General features: G+C 44.2%; 18 protein-coding genes and 1 other RNA gene. 14 read left to right on the plus strand and 5 right to left on the minus strand.

What is annotated here, in order from left to right; all coding sequences use genetic code 11:
- Window positions 1–60: 60 nt before the first annotated feature.
- The 12 genes from rimO to lpxA all read left to right on the plus strand — a co-directional run bounded on the left by rimO (window position 61) and on the right by lpxA (window position 12,483).
- The gene (gene rimO / locus JZ784_RS04225) at window positions 61–1,404 is read left to right on the plus strand and encodes a 30S ribosomal protein S12 methylthiotransferase RimO (RefSeq protein ID WP_130144696.1); all 1,344 of its coding nucleotides are present in this window, start codon (window positions 61–63) and stop codon (window positions 1,402–1,404) included.
- A 47-nt stretch (window positions 1,405–1,451) separates the two neighbouring features.
- Window positions 1,452–2,180: a UMP kinase gene (pyrH, locus tag JZ784_RS04230; RefSeq protein WP_005010368.1), complete on the plus strand. Its 729-nt coding sequence runs from the start codon at window positions 1,452–1,454 to the stop codon at window positions 2,178–2,180.
- 78 nt (window positions 2,181–2,258) lie between these two features.
- A complete protein-coding gene (gene frr, locus JZ784_RS04235; RefSeq protein WP_005010367.1) occupies window positions 2,259–2,813 on the plus strand; it encodes a ribosome recycling factor in 555 nt (184 codons plus the stop codon).
- A gap of 6 nt (window positions 2,814–2,819) precedes the next feature.
- Entirely contained in the window at window positions 2,820–3,572 is a 753-nt protein-coding gene (uppS, locus tag JZ784_RS04240) for a polyprenyl diphosphate synthase (RefSeq protein WP_005010366.1), read from the plus strand.
- A 3-nt stretch (window positions 3,573–3,575) separates the two neighbouring features.
- Window positions 3,576–4,400 carry a phosphatidate cytidylyltransferase gene (locus JZ784_RS04245; protein ID WP_005010365.1) on the plus strand — a complete coding sequence of 275 codons (825 nt, stop codon included), beginning with the start codon at window positions 3,576–3,578 and terminating at the stop codon, window positions 4,398–4,400.
- Window positions 4,401–5,597, plus strand: coding sequence for a 1-deoxy-D-xylulose-5-phosphate reductoisomerase (ispC, locus tag JZ784_RS04250; protein ID WP_346313921.1), 1,197 nt, complete (start codon window positions 4,401–4,403; stop codon window positions 5,595–5,597).
- A 4-nt stretch (window positions 5,598–5,601) separates the two neighbouring features.
- Window positions 5,602–6,957: an RIP metalloprotease RseP gene (gene rseP, locus JZ784_RS04255; RefSeq protein ID WP_346313922.1), complete on the plus strand. Its 1,356-nt coding sequence runs from the start codon at window positions 5,602–5,604 to the stop codon at window positions 6,955–6,957.
- Between the two features lie 43 nt (window positions 6,958–7,000).
- On the plus strand, window positions 7,001–9,589 hold the full coding sequence (gene bamA, locus JZ784_RS04260; RefSeq protein WP_346313923.1) for an outer membrane protein assembly factor BamA: 2,589 nt from the start codon (window positions 7,001–7,003) through the stop codon (window positions 9,587–9,589).
- 46 nt (window positions 9,590–9,635) lie between these two features.
- The gene (locus tag JZ784_RS04265) at window positions 9,636–10,133 is read left to right on the plus strand and encodes an OmpH family outer membrane protein (RefSeq protein ID WP_005010357.1); all 498 of its coding nucleotides are present in this window, start codon (window positions 9,636–9,638) and stop codon (window positions 10,131–10,133) included.
- Between the two features lie 3 nt (window positions 10,134–10,136).
- A complete protein-coding gene (lpxD, locus tag JZ784_RS04270) occupies window positions 10,137–11,207 on the plus strand; it encodes a UDP-3-O-(3-hydroxymyristoyl)glucosamine N-acyltransferase (RefSeq protein WP_005010353.1) in 1,071 nt (356 codons plus the stop codon).
- 5 nt (window positions 11,208–11,212) lie between these two features.
- Window positions 11,213–11,698: a 3-hydroxyacyl-ACP dehydratase FabZ gene (gene fabZ / locus JZ784_RS04275; RefSeq protein ID WP_067665768.1), complete on the plus strand. Its 486-nt coding sequence runs from the start codon at window positions 11,213–11,215 to the stop codon at window positions 11,696–11,698.
- Entirely contained in the window at window positions 11,695–12,483 is a 789-nt protein-coding gene (gene lpxA, locus JZ784_RS04280) for an acyl-ACP--UDP-N-acetylglucosamine O-acyltransferase (RefSeq protein ID WP_346313924.1), read from the plus strand. Before fabZ ends, lpxA begins: the two co-directional genes overlap by 4 nt.
- Before the next feature lie 57 nt (window positions 12,484–12,540).
- Here lpxA and JZ784_RS04285 read toward each other — a convergent pair whose 3' ends face one another.
- Window positions 12,541–13,422 carry a YbgF trimerization domain-containing protein gene (locus tag JZ784_RS04285; RefSeq protein ID WP_346313925.1) on the minus strand — a complete coding sequence of 294 codons (882 nt, stop codon included), beginning with the start codon at window positions 13,420–13,422 and terminating at the stop codon, window positions 12,541–12,543.
- 289 nt (window positions 13,423–13,711) lie between these two features.
- On the opposite strand from JZ784_RS04285, the gene ffs reads away from it, so the two are divergent.
- An RNA gene (gene ffs / locus JZ784_RS04290) (signal recognition particle sRNA small type) lies at window positions 13,712–13,808 on the plus strand.
- Window positions 13,809–13,918: 110 nt separating this feature from the next.
- On the opposite strand, the gene JZ784_RS04295 is transcribed toward ffs, so the two are convergent.
- The 4 genes from JZ784_RS04295 to JZ784_RS04310 all read right to left on the minus strand — a co-directional run bounded on the left by JZ784_RS04295 (window position 13,919) and on the right by JZ784_RS04310 (window position 16,948).
- Complete coding sequence (locus tag JZ784_RS04295; RefSeq protein ID WP_346313926.1) at window positions 13,919–14,527, minus strand: regulatory protein RecX; 609 nt, start codon at window positions 14,525–14,527, stop codon at window positions 13,919–13,921.
- 113 nt (window positions 14,528–14,640) lie between these two features.
- On the minus strand, window positions 14,641–15,684 hold the full coding sequence (gene recA / locus JZ784_RS04300; RefSeq protein WP_346313927.1) for a recombinase RecA: 1,044 nt from the start codon (window positions 15,682–15,684) through the stop codon (window positions 14,641–14,643).
- A gap of 141 nt (window positions 15,685–15,825) precedes the next feature.
- Window positions 15,826–16,269, minus strand: coding sequence for a S4 domain-containing protein (locus tag JZ784_RS04305; RefSeq protein ID WP_005010335.1), 444 nt, complete (start codon window positions 16,267–16,269; stop codon window positions 15,826–15,828).
- Complete coding sequence (locus tag JZ784_RS04310) at window positions 16,262–16,948, minus strand: HAD-IA family hydrolase (protein WP_346313928.1); 687 nt, start codon at window positions 16,946–16,948, stop codon at window positions 16,262–16,264. Before JZ784_RS04310 ends, JZ784_RS04305 begins: the two co-directional genes overlap by 8 nt.
- 13 nt (window positions 16,949–16,961) lie before the next feature.
- Here JZ784_RS04310 and JZ784_RS04315 point away from each other — a divergent pair, with 13 nt between their 5' ends.
- A complete protein-coding gene (locus JZ784_RS04315) occupies window positions 16,962–17,813 on the plus strand; it encodes a 3'(2'),5'-bisphosphate nucleotidase CysQ (RefSeq protein WP_346313929.1) in 852 nt (283 codons plus the stop codon).
- Window positions 17,814–17,818 lie beyond the last annotated feature (5 nt).

Raw genomic sequence — 17,818 nt, forward strand, 5'->3', positions numbered from 1 at the left:
TACCTGTTTTTATGATACGAAAAGACATACAATACGCGGATTCTAGTGGAGCGCAGATTCATGAAATCCCCCAAAGTCGGTTTTGTTTCTTTAGGTTGTCCTAAGGCATTGGTAGATTCCGAACGAATTTTAACTCAGTTGAAGACTGAAGGTTATGATGTTGCATCAGATTATGATGGTGCAGATTTAGTTGTTGTAAACACCTGCGGTTTTATTGAATCTGCAGTGCAAGAGTCTTTAGATGCCATTGGCGAAGCCATGAGCTCAAACGGCCGCGTAATTGTGACAGGCTGTTTAGGAAAAGACGAAGACAAAATTCGCCAAATGCACCCAAATGTTTTAAAAGTAACCGGGGCAGCGGCATATCAAGAAGTTATGGAAGCAGTACGCGAGTATGTTCCAGAACCGCCAAAACATAATCCATTTATCGATTTAGTTCCGGATCACGGCATTCGCCTGACGCCAAAACACTATGCATATTTGAAAATATCAGAAGGCTGCAACCACCGCTGCACATTCTGCATTATTCCAAGCATGCGCGGTGATTTGGTGTCACGCCCAGTGGGTTCTGTGCTGAGTGAAGCGCAGGCGCTGAAAAAAGCCGGAGTAAAAGAAGTACTCGTGATCTCCCAAGATACTTCTGCTTACGGCGTAGATACTAAATACAAACTGGATTTTTGGAATGGCCAGCCAGTAAAAACCAAGTTTTACGATATGTGTGAAGCTTTAGGTCAGCTGGGTATCTGGGTGCGTTTGCATTATGTCTATCCGTATCCGCATGTGGATGCAGTGATTGATTTGATGGCGCAGGGTAAAATTCTGCCATATTTAGACATTCCTTTTCAGCACGCCAGTCCGCGCATCTTAAAATTGATGAAGCGACCAGCTCACAGTGAAAATACATTGGATCGTTTAAAAGTATGGCGTGAAAAATGTCCGGATTTAGTCATCCGTTCAACCTTTGTGGTTGGCTTTCCAGGTGAAACTGAAGAAGATTTCCAAATGCTGCTGGATTGGCTGAAAGAGGCGCAGCTGGACCGCGTGGGCTGCTTTACCTATTCTCCAGTTGAAGGCGCAACAGCCAACGATTTGCCGGATCATGTGCCTGAAGACGTGAAGCAAGAGCGCTATGAGCGCTTTATGGAAGTGCAGCAGGCTATTTCTGCGGCGAAACTGCAAAAGCGCATTGGTCAAACCATGACAGTGCTGGTTGATGATTTCGAGGAAGAATTTCCGGTGGCTGTCGCGCGTTCTTATGCCGATGCGCCAGAAATAGACGGCAATGTTTTTGTCGAAGATATTGATAAATCGCAAATTAAAGCTGGTGATTTGCTAGAGGTTGAAATTACTGATGCAGATGAGTATGACTTGTTTGCCAAGCTGATCCGCATTAAATCTGCTTAAAAGCAGCATATACGAATAAAATTTTAGATTAGATATAGGTATTTTAGATGATGGACTCAAAAAAACCGCGTTATGAACGCATTTTGCTGAAATTGTCAGGCGAAGCGCTTGCAGGCAACAAAGAGATGGGTATCGATGCGCAAGTGCTCGATCAAATGTCTTTGGCTATTGCGCATTTAGTCGGTTTAGGCGTTCAAGTGGGTATCGTTGTGGGCGGCGGCAACTTGTACCGCGGCAGTCAGCTGCAGCAAGACGGCTTGGTTGGCCGTGTAACTGGCGATCAAATGGGTATGCTGGCAACAGTGATGAATGGGTTGGCACTGCGTGATGCTTTGGTCCGCCGCAACATCAAAACCCGTTTAATGTCTGCTTTGCCGATTGGCGCGGTCGTTGAATCATATTCTAGCCGTGATGCGATCCGTCATTTAACTCAAGGTGAAGTGTGTGTATTTGTTGCGGGTACAGGCAACCCATTCTTTACCACGGATACAGCAGCTTGCTTGCGCGGTATTGAAATTGAAGCGAACTTGATCTTGAAAGCGACAAAAGTTGACGGTGTGTATAACAAAGACCCAAGCAAGTACGATGATGCTGTTAAATATGACACATTAACGTTTGACCAAGTGCTTGATGAAAAGCTGGGTGTAATGGACTTAACCGCAATTTGCTTATGCCGTGATCACAATGTGCCGCTTCAAGTATTTGATATGAATAAGAACGGTTCATTGCTTTCTGTTGTTATGGGCGAAAAAGAGGGTACTCACGTTACCAAATAATGACGTGAGCCTGAAAGCGTTTTATACTGCAAACTATTTTGTAAATTACATCTTTTAAAATTAAGTAAGGAAGATCACATGATTAACGATCTTAAAAAAGACAGCGAAGACCGCATGAATAAGACTTTAGAGTCTTTAGAACATGGTTTTGCTAAAGTACGTACAGGCCGTGCGCACCCATCTATCTTAAATGGTGTGATGGTTCCTTACTATGGTTCAGACGTGCCATTAAACCAAGTAGCGAACGTGGGTGTTGAAGACTCACGCACACTTCTGGTTCAGCCGTTTGAACGCACAATGGTTGCTGCCATTGATAAAGCTATCCGTGAATCAGATTTGGGCCTAAACCCAATTACTGCAGATGCGATCCGAGTGCCAATGGCTGCATTGACTGAGGAAACACGCCGCGATATGCAGAAAGTTGCGCGTAACGAAGCGGAAAACGCTAAAGTTGCAATCCGCAACATCCGCCGCGACGTGCTTGGCGATATCAAAGCATTATTGAAAGAAAAAGAAATTTCTGAAGATGATGAGCGCCGTGCAAGTGATGACATTCAAAAAATCACGGATAAATTTGTTGCAGAAGTTGATAAGCGTTTAGCTGCCAAAGAAGCTGAATTGTTGAAGGTCTAAGCTTTAATGACTTCAACTGAAGAAACTTCCTGTCTTCCAAAACATGTTGCCATCATCATGGATGGCAACAACCGTTTTGCCAAAAAAAATCAAATGCAGAAAGGCGATGGGCACCGCGAAGGTAAAAGCGTCCTGGATCCAATCGTTGAGCATTGCCGTTCTCATCATATTCAAGCTTTAACTGTTTTTGCCTTTTCAAGTGAAAATTGGAATCGGCCTCAGTTTGAAGTTGATTTGCTGATGAAGCTGCTTGAAGAAACCATTCGCGAGCAATTGCCGCGCATGGAAGAATTTAATATCGCTTTGCGTTTTATTGGTGACCGCTCGCGGTTGTCAGCGGAGCTTTGTGACTTAATGTTGCATGCCGAAGAAAGTACTGCTAAGTTCACAAGCATGACTTTAACGATCGCGATCAGTTATGGCGGAATGTGGGATATGGCGCAGGCTGCAAAAAAGATTGCGGCAGATGTCCTCAGTAAAAAAATAGATATTGAAACAATTGATGTAGACCTGTTTGGTCAATATGTCAGCTTGAATGACCTGCCGGCTGTGGATTTGTTAATTCGTACAGGCGGTGATTTTAGGCTTTCAAATTTTCTGTTGTGGCAGGCGGCGTATGCTGAGCTGTACTTTACGGAAACATTGTGGCCTGAATTTACCATTGAAGAATTGGATGATGCCTTTTCTGTCTTTGCAGGGCGCGAACGCCGCTTTGGTAAAACTTCAGAGCAAGTTCAACAAGAGCAACTTGAGAATTAATAAATGTTAGAGCGGATTATTACCGCATTGGTTTTGGTCGCAGTTGTACTGAGCTGTATGTTTGCTGCGCAGTCACATTATCCAATGTATATGCTGATGATCATTGCAGCAGGGGTTGCTGGATATGAGTGGTTTAAACTCATGCCTAGAAAATCAAAAAATGTAATCAAACCGTTTGCCTGGGGCTATGGATTGGTGACTGCAGTTTTATCTGCATTGGCTTTGCAGTACAGCGATTTTGCATTGCTGCTGTGGATTGCCTCTATTTTCACCTGGATCTTAAGTGTTTATTGGGTGAAGTCATATCCTGACTATGACAGCTGGTATAATAACTCATTAAAATTTATTGGTTTAATTCTCGTTTCTGCAGCCGTTACGGCGATATTTGCTGTTTGGCAAAGCTCCCCGTGGTGGCTGATGTACCTGTTTCTGCTGGTTTGGGGCGCAGACAGCGGTGCATATTTTGTCGGGCGTAAATTGGGCAAGAAAAAACTTGCGCCAGATGTCAGCCCGAATAAATCTGTAGAAGGCTTATATGGCGGTATTGCAACGGCCATGGTCATTGTGATTGCTGTTGAAGTGCTTTACTTGGATTTAAGTTTAGCCGAGCATGTTCTTTTCCTTATTCTTTCAGTCATTACGGTATTCAGTTCAGTATTGGGTGATTTATTTGAATCAATGATTAAGCGCCGCGCCGGCATTAAAGACTCAGGCCGAATTTTGCCAGGCCATGGCGGCGTGCTTGACCGTATTGATTCATTGCTTGCTGCTGCGCCAATTTTTGCGGCAGGCGTATATGTTTTAAAACTTATAGGTGTAGATTTATAGATGTCACAGTCTGTTTGCATATTGGGTGTCACAGGTTCCATTGGTCAAAGTACCCTAAAAATTTTGGACAGCCACCCTGAAGAGTATTCCGTTTTTGCAGTCACAGCGCATAGCAGAATTGTAGAATTGGCAGAAATTTGCAAACAGTACCGGCCGAAAATCGCTGTTGTGCCATCGCATAAAGTAGATGAGCTGCATCAGCTGCTGATTCAAGACGGTTTAACAGAGATTGAAATCCTGCATGGCGAAGCTGGATTGATCGCTGTGTCTGAACATCCGCAAGTAAATGTGGTGATGGCGGCGATTGTAGGCGCTGCGGGTTTGCTGCCGACTTTGGCTGCGGTCAAAGCGGGCAAGCGGGTGCTGTTAGCCAATAAAGAAGCGCTGGTCATGTCTGGCGATATTATGATGCAGGCGGCAAGAGATCACCATGCTGCTTTGCTGCCAGTGGATTCTGAACATAATGCGATCTTTCAATGTCTGCCGGATGGGTATTTTCAAGCTGAACGCAATGGCCAGCCTAAAATGGGGGTTTCCCGTATTTTGCTGACCGCATCAGGCGGCCCGTTCTTAAATCATACAATTGAACAGCTGCAAAGTGTGACACCTGCACAGGCATGCAAGCATCCGAACTGGTCGATGGGTCAAAAAATCTCAGTAGATTCAGCTACTTTAATGAATAAAGGGCTAGAGTTAATTGAAGCCTGCCATCTCTTTGCAATTTCAGAACATTTTGTAACAGTTGTTGTTCATCCGCAGAGTATCATTCACTCCATGGTTCAATATGTGGATGGTTCAACTTTGGCGCAAATGGGCAACCCTGATATGTGTACGCCAATCGCTCATGCTTTGGCATGGCCGAAGCGCATACAGACGCATGTGCCTGCTTTGGATCTGTTCGCAAATTCACATTTAAATTTCCAAGAACCGGATACGGCCCGTTTTCCTGCGCTGAAACTGGCGCGTCAAGCCATGAAATCGGGTGGCCTGGCGCCAGCAATTTTAAATGCAGCGAACGAAATAGCAGTTGCGGCTTTCTTAAATAATCAGATAGGATTTACTCAGATTCCTCAAATTGTTGAGCAAACCCTGAATCGGATGGAAAATGCTGCAGCTGACACGATTGATGTAATTTTGCAGGCTGATCAGGCGGCGCGCGCTATTGCTCAGCAATTTGTAATGAATAAAGGAAGCTGAAACGATGAATGCCTTGTTTATTATACTCGCTGCAATTTTTTTGTTAGGGCCGCTCATTGCGATACATGAATTTGGCCATTACATTGTTGCGCGTAAACTGGGCGTAAAGGTTTTAGTGTATTCCATTGGTTTTGGTCCAACATTGCTGAAATGGACATCGAAGAAGTCTGGCATTAAATACCAAATTTCTGCATTGCCCTTGGGCGGTTATGTCAAAATGCTCGATGAGCGTGAAGGCAGTGTAGCTGAGCAGGACTTGCCTTATGCATTCAACCGTCAAAATCCCTGGAAGCGAATTGCAATCGTAGCTGCAGGCCCGCTGATCAATCTGGCATTTGCAGTTGTACTTTTTTGGATTCTATTGCTGCCTGCGCAAGAGCAATTGAACACGCGTGTCGGCAAGGTATTGCCGAATACACCGGCTGCTGCCGCGCAAATGCATGCAGGCGATAAAATTACTGCAATTGACGGCATGCCAGTATCAACTTGGGAAAAATTAAACTTTGCTTTGGTAGACCGTGTCGGCGAAACTGGCAGCATTACCGTTGCTGCAGAGCGTGCGGGTGAAACCAAGAATTTTAATTTGCCGATTCAAAGTTTTTTAAAAGATCAATCTCAATCACCATTAGATGCTGTAGGTTTCATTCCTTACCGCCCGCATTTGCCGGCAGTCGTGACTGACGTCAGCAAAGACGGCGCTGCGATTCGTCAGGGCATGAAATCTGGCGATAAAATTGTTGCCATCAATGGCGTAAAAATGAATGAGTGGTTTGATGTGGTGCAGGTTGTACAGGCATCTCCTGAAAAATTGCTCAAGATTGATGTTTTAAGAAATAATCAACTGCTTCATCTTGAGGTTATGCCGCAAGGTAAACGGGACAATATGGGTAAGGTGACGGGTGTGCTGGGAGTGCAGAGCGATCCAGGCAAAGTCACAATTCCTGCGGAATATAAGCAGACCATACAATATTCCCCAGTAGAAGCGTTTACAATGGCAGTGGATAAAACTGGGCAAATTTCCAGTATGATTCTGAATTCCATTGTCAAAATGGTGCGCGGGCTGATTGGTTTCGATAACTTGTCAGGGCCCATCACTATTGCGAAAGTCGCAGGTCAAAGTGCGGAAATGGGCTGGCAAACCTTTATTTCATTCATGGCGCTGATGAGCGTGAGTTTGGGGATTCTAAATTTGCTGCCAATTCCAATGCTGGATGGCGGACATTTGGTGTACTATTTGGTTGAATTAATTCGTGGTAAACCTGTTTCTGAACAAATACAATTGGTTGGACTGAAAATTGGTATGGTACTGCTTGGCAGCATGATGCTGCTGGCACTTTTTAATGATTTTATGCGTTTATAAAATGCATAGAAGATGAAATAAATTAACAGCGGAAAAGACTGGCATGCAGCACACACATTTATTTATGCCTCTGGCACTGGTTAGTGCTATGACAGCAGCACAACAAGTATATGCGGCAGATGATTTTATCGTACAGGATGTAAGAGTAGACGGCTTGGTCCGTTTAACGCCAGAAAGCGTATACGGCATGCTGCCGGTGACTAGCGGTGACCGCGTTAATGACCCAGTGATTGCGAATGCGATACGTACTTTATATGCCACGGGCCTGTTTGATGATATTAAAGCGGCTCAGGAAGGCAATACGCTTGTATTTAAGGTTGTCGAGCGCCCTGTCATTTCTAAAATTGAAATGAAGGGCAATAAGCTGATTCCTAAAGAAGCGCTCCAAGAGGGCTTGAAAAAAATGGGGTTGGCTGAAGGTGAAGTGTTAAAGCAGTCTGCATTGCAGACTGTTGAGACCGAGCTGGAACAGCAGTACATGCAGCAAGGCCGCTATGATGCGGACGTGACTGTAACCACCACGCCTAAGCCGAATAACCGTGTAGATTTATTGATTGAATTTGAGGAAGGCAAAGCTGCTAAAGTCTTTGATATCAATATCATTGGCAATACAGTATTTAAAGATAGCGAAATTAAGCAAGCCTTTGCTGTTAAAGAAAGTGGCTGGAGCTCAGTTGTTTCACGCAATGACCGCTATGCGCGTGAAAAAATGGCGGCTAGCCTGGAAGCATTGCGTGCAATGTACTTGAATAAAGGTTATATCAATTTCAATATCACCAATTCAAGCCTGAACTTAAGTGAAGACAAAAAGCATGTCTTTATTGAAGTGACTGTTGATGAAGGCGAGCAGTTTAAATTTGGCCAAACTAAATTTTTGGGTGATGCGCTTTATACGCAAGATGAATTGAAGCCATTGCAGCTGTATAAAGATGGTGATTTATATTCACAGGAAAAAGTGAATGGCGTGAAGCAGCTTATGCTGCGCAAATACGGTAATGCGGGATATTACTTTGCCGAAGTAAACGTCGTGCCTGAAATTAATAATCAAACTAAAGTTGTTGATTTAAATTACTATATTAATCCAGGTCAGCAAGTGAAGGTTCGCCGCATTAACTTTACCGGCAACTCTAAAACTGCAGATGAAGTCCTGCGTCGTGAAATGCGCCAAATGGAAGGCGCACTGGCAAGCAATGAAAAAATTGATTTGTCTAAAGTACGCCTAGAGCGTACGGGCTTCTTTAAAACTGTTGATATTAAGCCTGCGCGCATTCCAAACTCACCGGATCAGATTGATTTGAACGTGAATGTAGAAGAGCAGCATTCAGGCACCAGTACATTGGCGGTTGGTTTCTCGCAAAGCGGCGGTGTAACGTTCCAGGCTGGCTTAAGCCAAACGAACTTCTTGGGTACAGGTAATTCAGTCTCTGTGGATTTGTCGCGTTCTGAGACTCAAGATTACTATAACCTCAGTGTAACGGATCCGTACTTTACCATTGATGGTGTGCGCCGCGGTTACAATATGTACTACCGCAAAACAAAACTGAATGATGACTATAACGTTAACAACTACGTAACAGACAGTTTTGGCGGCGGGATCAACTTTGGTTATCCAATTGATGAAAATCAAAGCATCAGCGCCGGTTTGAATATTGACCAAACGGAAGTAACGACAGGACCTTATGTGTCCACCTATGTTCGTGACTATTTGCTTAAAAATGGCGGAAAGGCCAAAGGGCAAGGTCAATACTGTTCGACTGATAGGTTGATGTCTCAGCGTGAGATTGAAAAAGCGAGAGATGGGGCCAATTATGTGGAGCCTAACCCGATTCCTGCGGGTTATGATGATTCCCTTTGTGTAAGCAGTACGAATGCAGATGTTGGGTTTACTTCATTTGATGATGAATTTTCTGGTGATTTTTTAACATACAATTTGAACTTGGGGTGGTCATACAATACGTTAAACCGTCCTGTATTCCCAACAAGCGGTATGTCGCACCGTATAAATGCTGAAGTGGCTTTGCCAGGCAGCGATGTTGAGTATCAGAAATTGACCTATGACGCGCAGGCATTCTTCCCATTGGGTAAAGATTTTGTTCTGCGTGGATATGGTAAGTTGGGTTATGGTAATGATTTGCCGTTCTTTAAGAACTTCTACGCCGGCGGTTTTGGTTCGGTGCGCGGTTATGACAACAGTACGCTAGGGCCAAAATATCCTGGTGTGACATATAACGAATCGCATAAAAAAGATTATGATCCGGAAGAAGTGGGCGGTAATGCTTTAGTGCAATTTGGTGCTGAATTAGCGCTGCCGTTGCCGTTTAAAGGGGATTGGACTCGCCAAGTCCGTCCGGTGTTGTTTGCTGAAGGCGCTCAAGTCTTTGATACACAATGTGATATTCCATCTGGTAAGCTTTATTTATCGGGTGGCGTAAATGATCAAGGCGTAGATGCTAAGCAATACTGTGAAGATAACTTCGGTTTCGACATGAACAATATGCGTTACAGTGTTGGCGTAGGCTTTACTTGGATTACGATGATTGGCCCACTGTCACTCAGCTATGCATTCCCGCTGAATGATAAAGCCGGTGATGAAACCAAAGAAATCCAATTTGAAATTGGTCGTACTTTCTAAGTACGGCCTTTTCGGCTGAAAAAACAACTTAAACTCAGGGAATAATATGAAAAAATATTTTGGCGGCGCAATTGCCTTGAGCATGCTGTGTACATCGGTGAGCCATGCAGCAGGTTACGGTATCGTGGATTTAGAAAAAATTGTTGAGCAAAGTGCTTATATTAAGCAGCAAAATGCCAGCATGCAGCAGCAGATCAAGCCGCAAACTTCAAAAATTGAAAGCTTAACCAAAGAGCTTGAATCTTTGCAGCAGCGCGCGCAGCAAGGTGCAAAATTGTCTGATGCTGAAAAGAAGACCATGACTCAGCAATATCAAAGCAAACTGCAAGAGCTGAATGCTTTGCAGCAAAAAGTTCAGGGTGCGGTAGAGACCAATATTCAGGCTCTAAATAGAACGATGGACTCAAGAATTAAGCAAGCGGCGGAACAATTGCGTAAAGAGAATAATCTTGATGTTGTTTTGAATAAAAATTCAGCGCTTGCCTATGACCCTAAGTATGATTTAACTGATAAAATGATTCAAAAGGTCAATGCAATCAAGTAATCAATGAATCCTCAAAATTTCAGCTTAGAAAAACTCGCTCGTCTTGTGCAAGGCGAGTGTGTTGGTCAGCATGACCTTCAGCTTGCTGGCCTCGCCAGCTTAGAGCATGCAGCGCCACAGCATTTGGCTTTTGTAAATGCCGAGAAGTATATTGATTCAGCAGAGCAGTCGAAAGCAGGCGCTTTGATTGTGACTGCAGCCTTAAAAGAACAAATTAAATCAAAACAGAATTTTATTGTGGTTGCCAATCCCTATTTGGCTTTTGCAATTTTGACGCACGTATTTGAGAAAAAGCACACAAAAACAGGCATTGAAAGCACAGCGCAAATTGACGCCTCTGCAATTATTTCTGATTCAGCCTATATTGGCCATTATGCCGTCATTGGTGAGCATTGTGTGGTCGGTGATGAAACGGTCATCCAATCGCACTGCAAAATTGATGATGGCGTTGAAATTGGCAAGCAGTGCTTGATTGATTCGCATGTCGTGCTGACAGGGCAGTGCAAATTAGGTGACCGGGTGCGGATTCATGCCAATACAGTGGTTGGCGGAGAAGGCTTTGGCTTTGCGCCATACCAAGGCAAGTGGCATCGAATTGCGCAGTTGGGCTCTGTACGGATTGGAAATGACGTGCGCATTGGCTCCAACTGCAGTATTGATCGCGGCGCATTGGATGACACGATTTTGGAAGATGGCGTCATTCTTGATAACCTTGTGCAAATTGCCCACAATGTTAAAGTCGGCGCGAATACGGCGATGGCAGCCAAATGCGGTATTGCGGGCAGCACCACAATTGGCAAAAACTGCATCTTTGCGGGTGCGGTAGGCGTGGTAGGCCACATTAATATCGCCGATAACGTAACAGTTACCGGGATGTCAATGGTCACAAAAAGTATTTCTGAAGCTGGAAGCTATTCTTCCGGCACGCCTATGCTGGAAAGCCTGCATTGGAAACGCGCAGCTGTGCGCTTTAAACAATTAGCAGATGTGCCATTGACCCAATTGATGAAAAAACTTGATCATATGCAGTCTCAAGTAGAGTCCCTTGAATCAACTTTTAAATTGCGTAAATAATTATGATGACTGAGTCGAATACTCCCGCATTCACAAAGCCTGAACTGCCAATGCAAATTCAAACTATTCGTGAATATTTGCCGCACCGCTATCCGTTTTTACTTGTAGACCGTGTGACTGATATTACGGATTCAGGCATTGTCGGCTATAAAAATGTCTCGATGAATGAAGAATTTTTACAAGGACATTTCCCTGGCTTTCCTATTATGCCTGGCGTGCTGATTGTTGAAGCAATGGCGCAAATTTCAGGCATTCTTGGTTTTGTCATGAATAATCAGAAACCATCGAGTGACAAAATTTTCTTATTTGCAGGCGCAGAACGCGTTCGTTTTAAAAAGCAGGTTGTGCCAGGTGATCAGCTTGTTTTAAAATCAGAGCTCGTGATGCAGAAACGCGGCATTTATAAATACAACTGTATTGCTACAGTTGATGGCATTGTCGCTGCGACTGCGGAAATTATGATTACGCAACAGAAAACAGAGCAAGCATGAGTAATAACGAATTTATTCACCCAACCGCTATTATTGACTCATCTGCAGTAATTGCGCCAGATGTGCAGATTGGCCCATATTCGATTATTGGCCCAAATGTCACAATCGGCGCAGGTACAAAAATCCATTCACATGTTGTGATTGGCGGATATACCCGTATTGGTCAAAACAATGAAATTTTTCAGTTTGCCAGTGTCGGTGAAGTTTGCCAGGATTTGAAATACGCAGGCGAGGAAACTTGGCTGGAAATTGGTGACTATAATTCAATTCGTGAACATAGCAGCTTGCACCGCGGCACAGTTCAAGATCAAGGCCTGACCAAGGTAGGCAGCTATAATTTATTGATGGTGAATACGCATATTGCGCACGATTGCGTTGTAGGCGACCATAATATTTTTGCAAATAACGTGGGCGTGGCTGGTCATGTGCATATCGGCGATTATGTAATTGTCGGCGGCAACTCAGGCATTCATCAATTCTGTAAAATTGATTCTTACAGCATGATTGGCGGCGCATCGCTTATTCTTAAGGATGTTCCTGCTTATGTTATGGTTTCAGGCAATCCTGCGCATGCATTTGCAATGAATGTTGAAGGCATGCGTCGTAAAGGCTGGTCTAAAGATGTGATTCAAGGCCTGCGGGAAGCATTCAAATTGATTTATAAGTCAGGCCTGACCACAGACGAAGCTCTTCAAAAGATCCGCGCAGAAATCTTACCGGAAGTTTCTGAAGCGCAGCTGCTGATTGACTCTGTAGAACAGTCTAAACGCGGTATTGTGCGTTAATACAGTTTCTCAATAAAAAAAACCGCCTAAAGGCGGTTTTTTTTATTTCTAATGCGCTTATTTAAAATACTTGGCTTCTTCAGACTGAGGATAGCTCTTTAACAGTTTTTGCTTATACTGTCCGGCTTGGGCTGTATTGCGGTCTACATCTTTGGCTATGCTGTAAAGCTGATACAGTGCCCGTGAGGCGCGTGATGAGTTGGGGTATTTGTTGACAACAATGCTGTAGTTGCGCTTAGCTTCTGCATAGTTGGTTGGTTCGATTGCAAGGTTGAATTCTGCCAGCCAAAAGTGGGCATTGCTGATATATACGCTGTTTGGGTTGTTTTTGATAAAGTTCTGCATTGGCGCAATGGCTTTCTTGGCGCCACCTTGCTTATAGGCATCCAAGGCAACAGTATAGGCGGCTTTATCCAGTTCTGCGGCTGTTTGCGGTGTACTTCCCGCAGATGGCGGCTGTATGGCAGGCGTATGAACAGGAGACGCAGCGCTGGCTGCTGCTGGCGATTTTAAGGCTGCGGGTTGGCTGGCAGTGCCGCTGGGTGCAGTATCCTGTTGGTTATCCTCCGCATGGCTATCTTCTGAAGCTGGATCAACTTTTTGTTGCAGTAATTCTAGGCGCTGATCTAAATCAGCATAGCGGTTAGTGAGTTCATTTTTTAATTGAGAAATTTCATTGTCTTGTTCTTCAATTTTTCCGCGCAGCGTGCGCAGGTCACTTTCCAGCTGCTGGTTTTTCTGCATCAGCTGCCAGTTCAAATTGGTTGAAACTGGTGTGCTGTCTGCTGAGCTGCTGCCTGAAGCATAAGCTGCAGGGGTATTCGAGCTGTAACTGGAACTGCTTTGGCTTAAGCCGCGGGATTCAATCGGAACATTTGCCAGAACAGGGGCGGAGCATAATAAGGCGATGGCGCCCAAAACATGCTTACGTAACATCATAAAATTTCCGTATTGTTTTGCAGATGTCTTATTTCTCGCAAGAAAAATTCATCTTTGTCTGAATGAGATAAGCACATTAAAAACGTCAAAGGTCTGAAAAGCAATAATCTTTTGCAAACTTGTTGTGTTTTAAAGTAAATCCTTTCCTGATGTTTTAGGGTGTTTTTGCATCAAAAACCGGCAATCTGCTGTATAAATAATCAAATGAATGAGTGGTTTAGTGAAATTCAGCAATTTGCCTTGCAAGTTCATTAAAAATCTCTATACTCTGTTCTTGCAATGGTAGCCCTGCTGGTTACTTCGCAATTGTAATCTACGAACCCCGCCAGGACCGGAAGGTAGCAACGGTAGTAGACCTATGATGTGCCGAAGGCTTGCTGGCAGGGTTGCCACCAGTTATATAATAATTCGATTTTTCTCTGCTTTTATATCAATTAGCTTTTTTTTCAATTTTTTATTTGCCTAAGCTGCTTTCAGTATTGGTTTTTTCCTATCTTTATTGAAAATCATCATCTTTGCGTGAAATCGCTTTTATAATCGCATCTATTTCAAATCCTCGATACATTAAAAAACGAATCTGCTTGGCTTTGATTTTAGGATCCTTTGTGACTTCGGTTCCATACTTTCTGACTTTCAGTTCGTAAGCCTGCTGAACCCAATCAGTTTCTTTGAGTTCTTCCGCAATTAGGGCAGTATCAATTTTTTTATTTTTCAGCTTCATTTTAATTTGATTCGGGCCTTTGCCTTTGCGCTTCTGGCTGGACAGCATGATTTCTGCGACACGCTGGTCACTTTGATAGTTTTCACGCGAAAGCTCATCCACGAGTGTTGTCACTTCCTCTCGCGATTCTGCATATAAGGCCAGTTTTTCAATCAACTCAGCTTTGGAGTATTCCTTGCGGGTCAGGACGGCAAATGCGTAAGAACGCAAACGGGAGCCTTGCAGGCCCGGTTTTTTCTCAGCTTCTTTTGGTTCGAAACTTAAGGCATGATCAGCGGCTGAGTTTTCTGCTGCGCTGCTGGCAGCAGGTTGGTAGCCGTCATCGCCGAATTGCTGTTTCAGCGCTTGATAATCGAGTAGTTTAGGAAATTTTGGATCATTCATTGCGGCATATGCTTAGATAGAAAAACGCCCCGAAGGGCGTTTACCAGTTTAACCTGAAAAGGCAATACGGTCAGCTTTTCAAGTTTAAGTATTCTTGCGTTAAGCAAAAAAGCTTAAGCATCTAGAAAATCAGGCTCGACTTCATCTTTGTCTTCTACTGGCACATTGCCTGTAGTCAAAAGCTGCTCACGAATCATTTTTTCAATGATTTGCGCAAGCTCAGGATGCTCTTCTAAATGGCGGATTGTATTGTTTTTACCTTGGCCAATTTTATCGCCTTGGTATGAATACCATGCACCAGCTTTTTGCACGATTTCTTGCTGTACAGCGAGGTCAATCAATTCGCCCAAATGGTTTACGCCTTTGCCGTAAAGGATTTGGAAGATGGCTTCGCGGAATGGAGGCGCCATTTTATTTTTAACGACTTTGACTTTGGTTTCTGAACCAATGATTTCGTCGCCTTCTTTTACTTGGCCAATACGGCGGATGTCTAAGCGTACAGACGCATAGAATTTCAGCGCGTTACCGCCAGTTGTTGTTTCAGGGCTGCCGAACATCACGCCAATCTTCATACGGATTTGGTTAATGAAAATCACCATGCAGTTTGAACGCTTTGCATTACCTGTGATTTTACGCAGCGCTTGACTCATTAAGCGCGCTTGCAGGCCCATGTGTGAGTCACCCATTTCGCCTTCAATTTCAGCGCGCGGCGTTAATGCCGCTACGGAGTCGACTACGATCATATCGATTGCGCCAGAGCGAACCAGCATGTCGGCAATTTCTAAAGCTTGCTCGCCGTTATCTGGCTGAGAAACTAAAAGATTGTCAATATCTACACCCAGTTTGCGGGCATATTGAGGATCAAGCGCATGTTCGGCATCGATGAATGCGCAAGTTCCGCCATTTTTTTGACATTGCGCAATGGCTTGCAGTGTCATGGTGGTTTTACCTGAAGATTCAGGGCCATAAATTTCAACAATACGGCCTTTAGGTAAGCCGCCAATGCCTAGCGCGATATCTAGAGTTAACGAGCCCGTTGATACTGCTTCAACAGCTTGAACAGTATTGTCACCAAGACGCATTACCGTGTTCTTGCCGAATTGCTTTTCAATTTGGCTGAGAGCCGCATTCAGCGCCTTGCTTTTATTATCATCCATCTTACAACCTCAATACGATGTCACAAACTATATACTCAAGTGGATGTATGTGCTTAAAACTTTTTCCACAGGGCTATAGTGACAGAAATTATCCTTATGTACAGTAAAAATCACAACACGTGCGACATATTGTGACGCTCTTTATTCATCATCATTATAAGACCAATTTTGGTCAAACTGCTGATCATTTTCTCTTTTGAATTTGCCAATATCACGCCGGTCTTTTTTGCTTGGGCGATGATCTGGACGTGCCAGATTATGCAGCTTTCGCTGTGATGCAAGCAACTCTCTTTTGCTGATGCTGGCTTCTGTTTCATCGTATAGGAGCTGTGCCGCGGGAGCAGGCCCGCGCACATCGGAAAGCGCTTTAACCACAACCGATTTTTTCTCAATGCCTTGCACAATCGTCAGCTCCATGCCGACGCGGACTTCACGCGAAACTTTCACCCGCTCGCCGTTATGATGGACTTTACCGCCTTCAATGGCATTTTTAGCAATGGAGCGGGTCTTGAAAAAACGCGCAGCCCATAGCCATTTGTCTATACGCATTCCGACCGCATCTTCGGCCAGATTTGATTTACGCATATTTCTTTTGTTCCTCGGCGCTTTCTAAAATAGGGATTAAGTCTGTTAATGCGTCCAGCATTGAGTAATTGCAAGAGCTTCTTGGCGCATTGGCGGAAGATGGCTGTGCAATGCTGTAGAGATTTTCAATGCCGAAGTTTTTTGCGCCATGCAGCACTTTCTCGGTATCGTCAATAAAATAGCAGAAGGATGCATTGAACGGATGGGTGGCCTGCAGTTTTTCCCAGAAGGGTTGGAATTCTTTGGCATGTCCCAAGGTTTCACTGCTGACCATGACGTCAAAATATTTGCCAATGCCTGTTTTTTCAAGCTTGAATGCAAGTCCAGCTTCATCTGCATTGGTCGCCAGCCATATTGGATAGCCATTATTTTTTAAATACGTCAGTAACTCAATACAGCCTTCGCGCAATGCGACGCGCGCTTTATGTTCGATTTGCATCGCCAATACATCTACGCCGACTTTAGCTGTCCAAAAGCGTGAAGAGTACCAATTTAAGGTATGATTATGCTCTTGGTAGAATTCGGACAGGGTGTGCCTGCTGTGTTCTAATGAGCAATGATGTGTTTCCGCATAGCGGATTGGAAGTAAATGATTCCAAATGAAATCATCATAGGCAAGATCAAGCAGTGTGCCGTCCATATCAAAAATGATGACGGGTTTTTCTGAATAATTTGGCATATAAAGGCTTTCTATGTTTAAAACTGCAGCGTCGCCGCAAGATCCGATGATTTTACAGCTGGTGCCCATTGTGACACAGGCCTGTGAAATTTTGCGAGAAGAATATCAGCGATATTGTTCGGGTGATGCATTTAATGTGGAAGAAAAAGAGGATCATTCACCTGTCACACAGGCGGATTACCGCGCTAATAGTTATATTACACGTGAGCTGGCCAAAATTTCTGACTTGCCGCTGCTGTCTGAAGAGGGTGAAAAAGGCGCGCGTGAAAAGTGGCAAAAATTTTGGCTGCTGGATCCTTTGGATGGCACCAAGGAGTTTTTGCACAAGCGGCCTGAATTTACCATCAATTTAAGCTTAGTCGATGGCGCGGCAACAGTGTTTGCTGTACTGGCGATACCGGGCAAGCAGACGATATATTTTTGCCCTGAACAAGGCATGCCGCTCAAGCTGAATTATAAGACAGCGCAATGGTCTATCTATTACCCGGCAGATCATGAAAATAATGTGCAGATCGGATTAAGCCAAAGCAGTCAAAATAAGCCGAAATATGCTGAATATTTGGAATATCTATCAACCTTAACGGAATTCAGTGTCTTTAAGGCAGGCAGCGCCTATAAGTTTTGCATGATGCTGGAAGACCGGGTGGATATTTATCCGCGCTTTCATCCAACCTGCGAGTGGGATACCAGTGCAGGGCAATGCCTGATCGAACGCATTGGCGGCGGGTTGGTTGATTTTGAGGGGCGCCCCTTTACATATAATCAGCGTGATACATTGCTGAATGGCGGGTTTATGGCATTTAAAAATCAAGAGATGAAAAATATTGCGCTGCAGGCGCTGGCATTGATGCAGAAACGCCATTGAGCAAA

Origin of the sequence: Acinetobacter sp. CWB-B33 (assembly GCF_039655955.1) — a bacterium.
Lineage (GTDB): Bacteria > Pseudomonadota > Gammaproteobacteria > Pseudomonadales > Moraxellaceae > Acinetobacter > Acinetobacter bouvetii.

Coding starts and splice junctions, on each gene's coding strand:
- rimO (WP_130144696.1), top strand. CDS start 61: ATGAAATCCCCCAAAGTCGGTTTTGTTTCTTTAGGTTGTCCTAAGGCA.
- pyrH (WP_005010368.1), top strand. CDS start 1,452: ATGATGGACTCAAAAAAACCGCGTTATGAACGCATTTTGCTGAAATTG.
- frr (WP_005010367.1), top strand. CDS start 2,259: ATGATTAACGATCTTAAAAAAGACAGCGAAGACCGCATGAATAAGACT.
- uppS (WP_005010366.1), top strand. CDS start 2,820: ATGACTTCAACTGAAGAAACTTCCTGTCTTCCAAAACATGTTGCCATC.
- JZ784_RS04245 (WP_005010365.1), top strand. CDS start 3,576: ATGTTAGAGCGGATTATTACCGCATTGGTTTTGGTCGCAGTTGTACTG.
- ispC (WP_346313921.1), top strand. CDS start 4,401: ATGTCACAGTCTGTTTGCATATTGGGTGTCACAGGTTCCATTGGTCAA.
- rseP (WP_346313922.1), top strand. CDS start 5,602: ATGAATGCCTTGTTTATTATACTCGCTGCAATTTTTTTGTTAGGGCCG.
- bamA (WP_346313923.1), top strand. CDS start 7,001: ATGCAGCACACACATTTATTTATGCCTCTGGCACTGGTTAGTGCTATG.
- JZ784_RS04265 (WP_005010357.1), top strand. CDS start 9,636: ATGAAAAAATATTTTGGCGGCGCAATTGCCTTGAGCATGCTGTGTACA.
- lpxD (WP_005010353.1), top strand. CDS start 10,137: ATGAATCCTCAAAATTTCAGCTTAGAAAAACTCGCTCGTCTTGTGCAA.
- fabZ (WP_067665768.1), top strand. CDS start 11,213: ATGACTGAGTCGAATACTCCCGCATTCACAAAGCCTGAACTGCCAATG.
- lpxA (WP_346313924.1), top strand. CDS start 11,695: ATGAGTAATAACGAATTTATTCACCCAACCGCTATTATTGACTCATCT.
- JZ784_RS04285 (WP_346313925.1), bottom strand. CDS start 13,422: ATGATGTTACGTAAGCATGTTTTGGGCGCCATCGCCTTATTATGCTCC.
- JZ784_RS04295 (WP_346313926.1), bottom strand. CDS start 14,527: ATGAATGATCCAAAATTTCCTAAACTACTCGATTATCAAGCGCTGAAA.
- recA (WP_346313927.1), bottom strand. CDS start 15,684: ATGGATGATAATAAAAGCAAGGCGCTGAATGCGGCTCTCAGCCAAATT.
- JZ784_RS04305 (WP_005010335.1), bottom strand. CDS start 16,269: ATGCGTAAATCAAATCTGGCCGAAGATGCGGTCGGAATGCGTATAGAC.
- JZ784_RS04310 (WP_346313928.1), bottom strand. CDS start 16,948: ATGCCAAATTATTCAGAAAAACCCGTCATCATTTTTGATATGGACGGC.
- JZ784_RS04315 (WP_346313929.1), top strand. CDS start 16,962: ATGTTTAAAACTGCAGCGTCGCCGCAAGATCCGATGATTTTACAGCTG.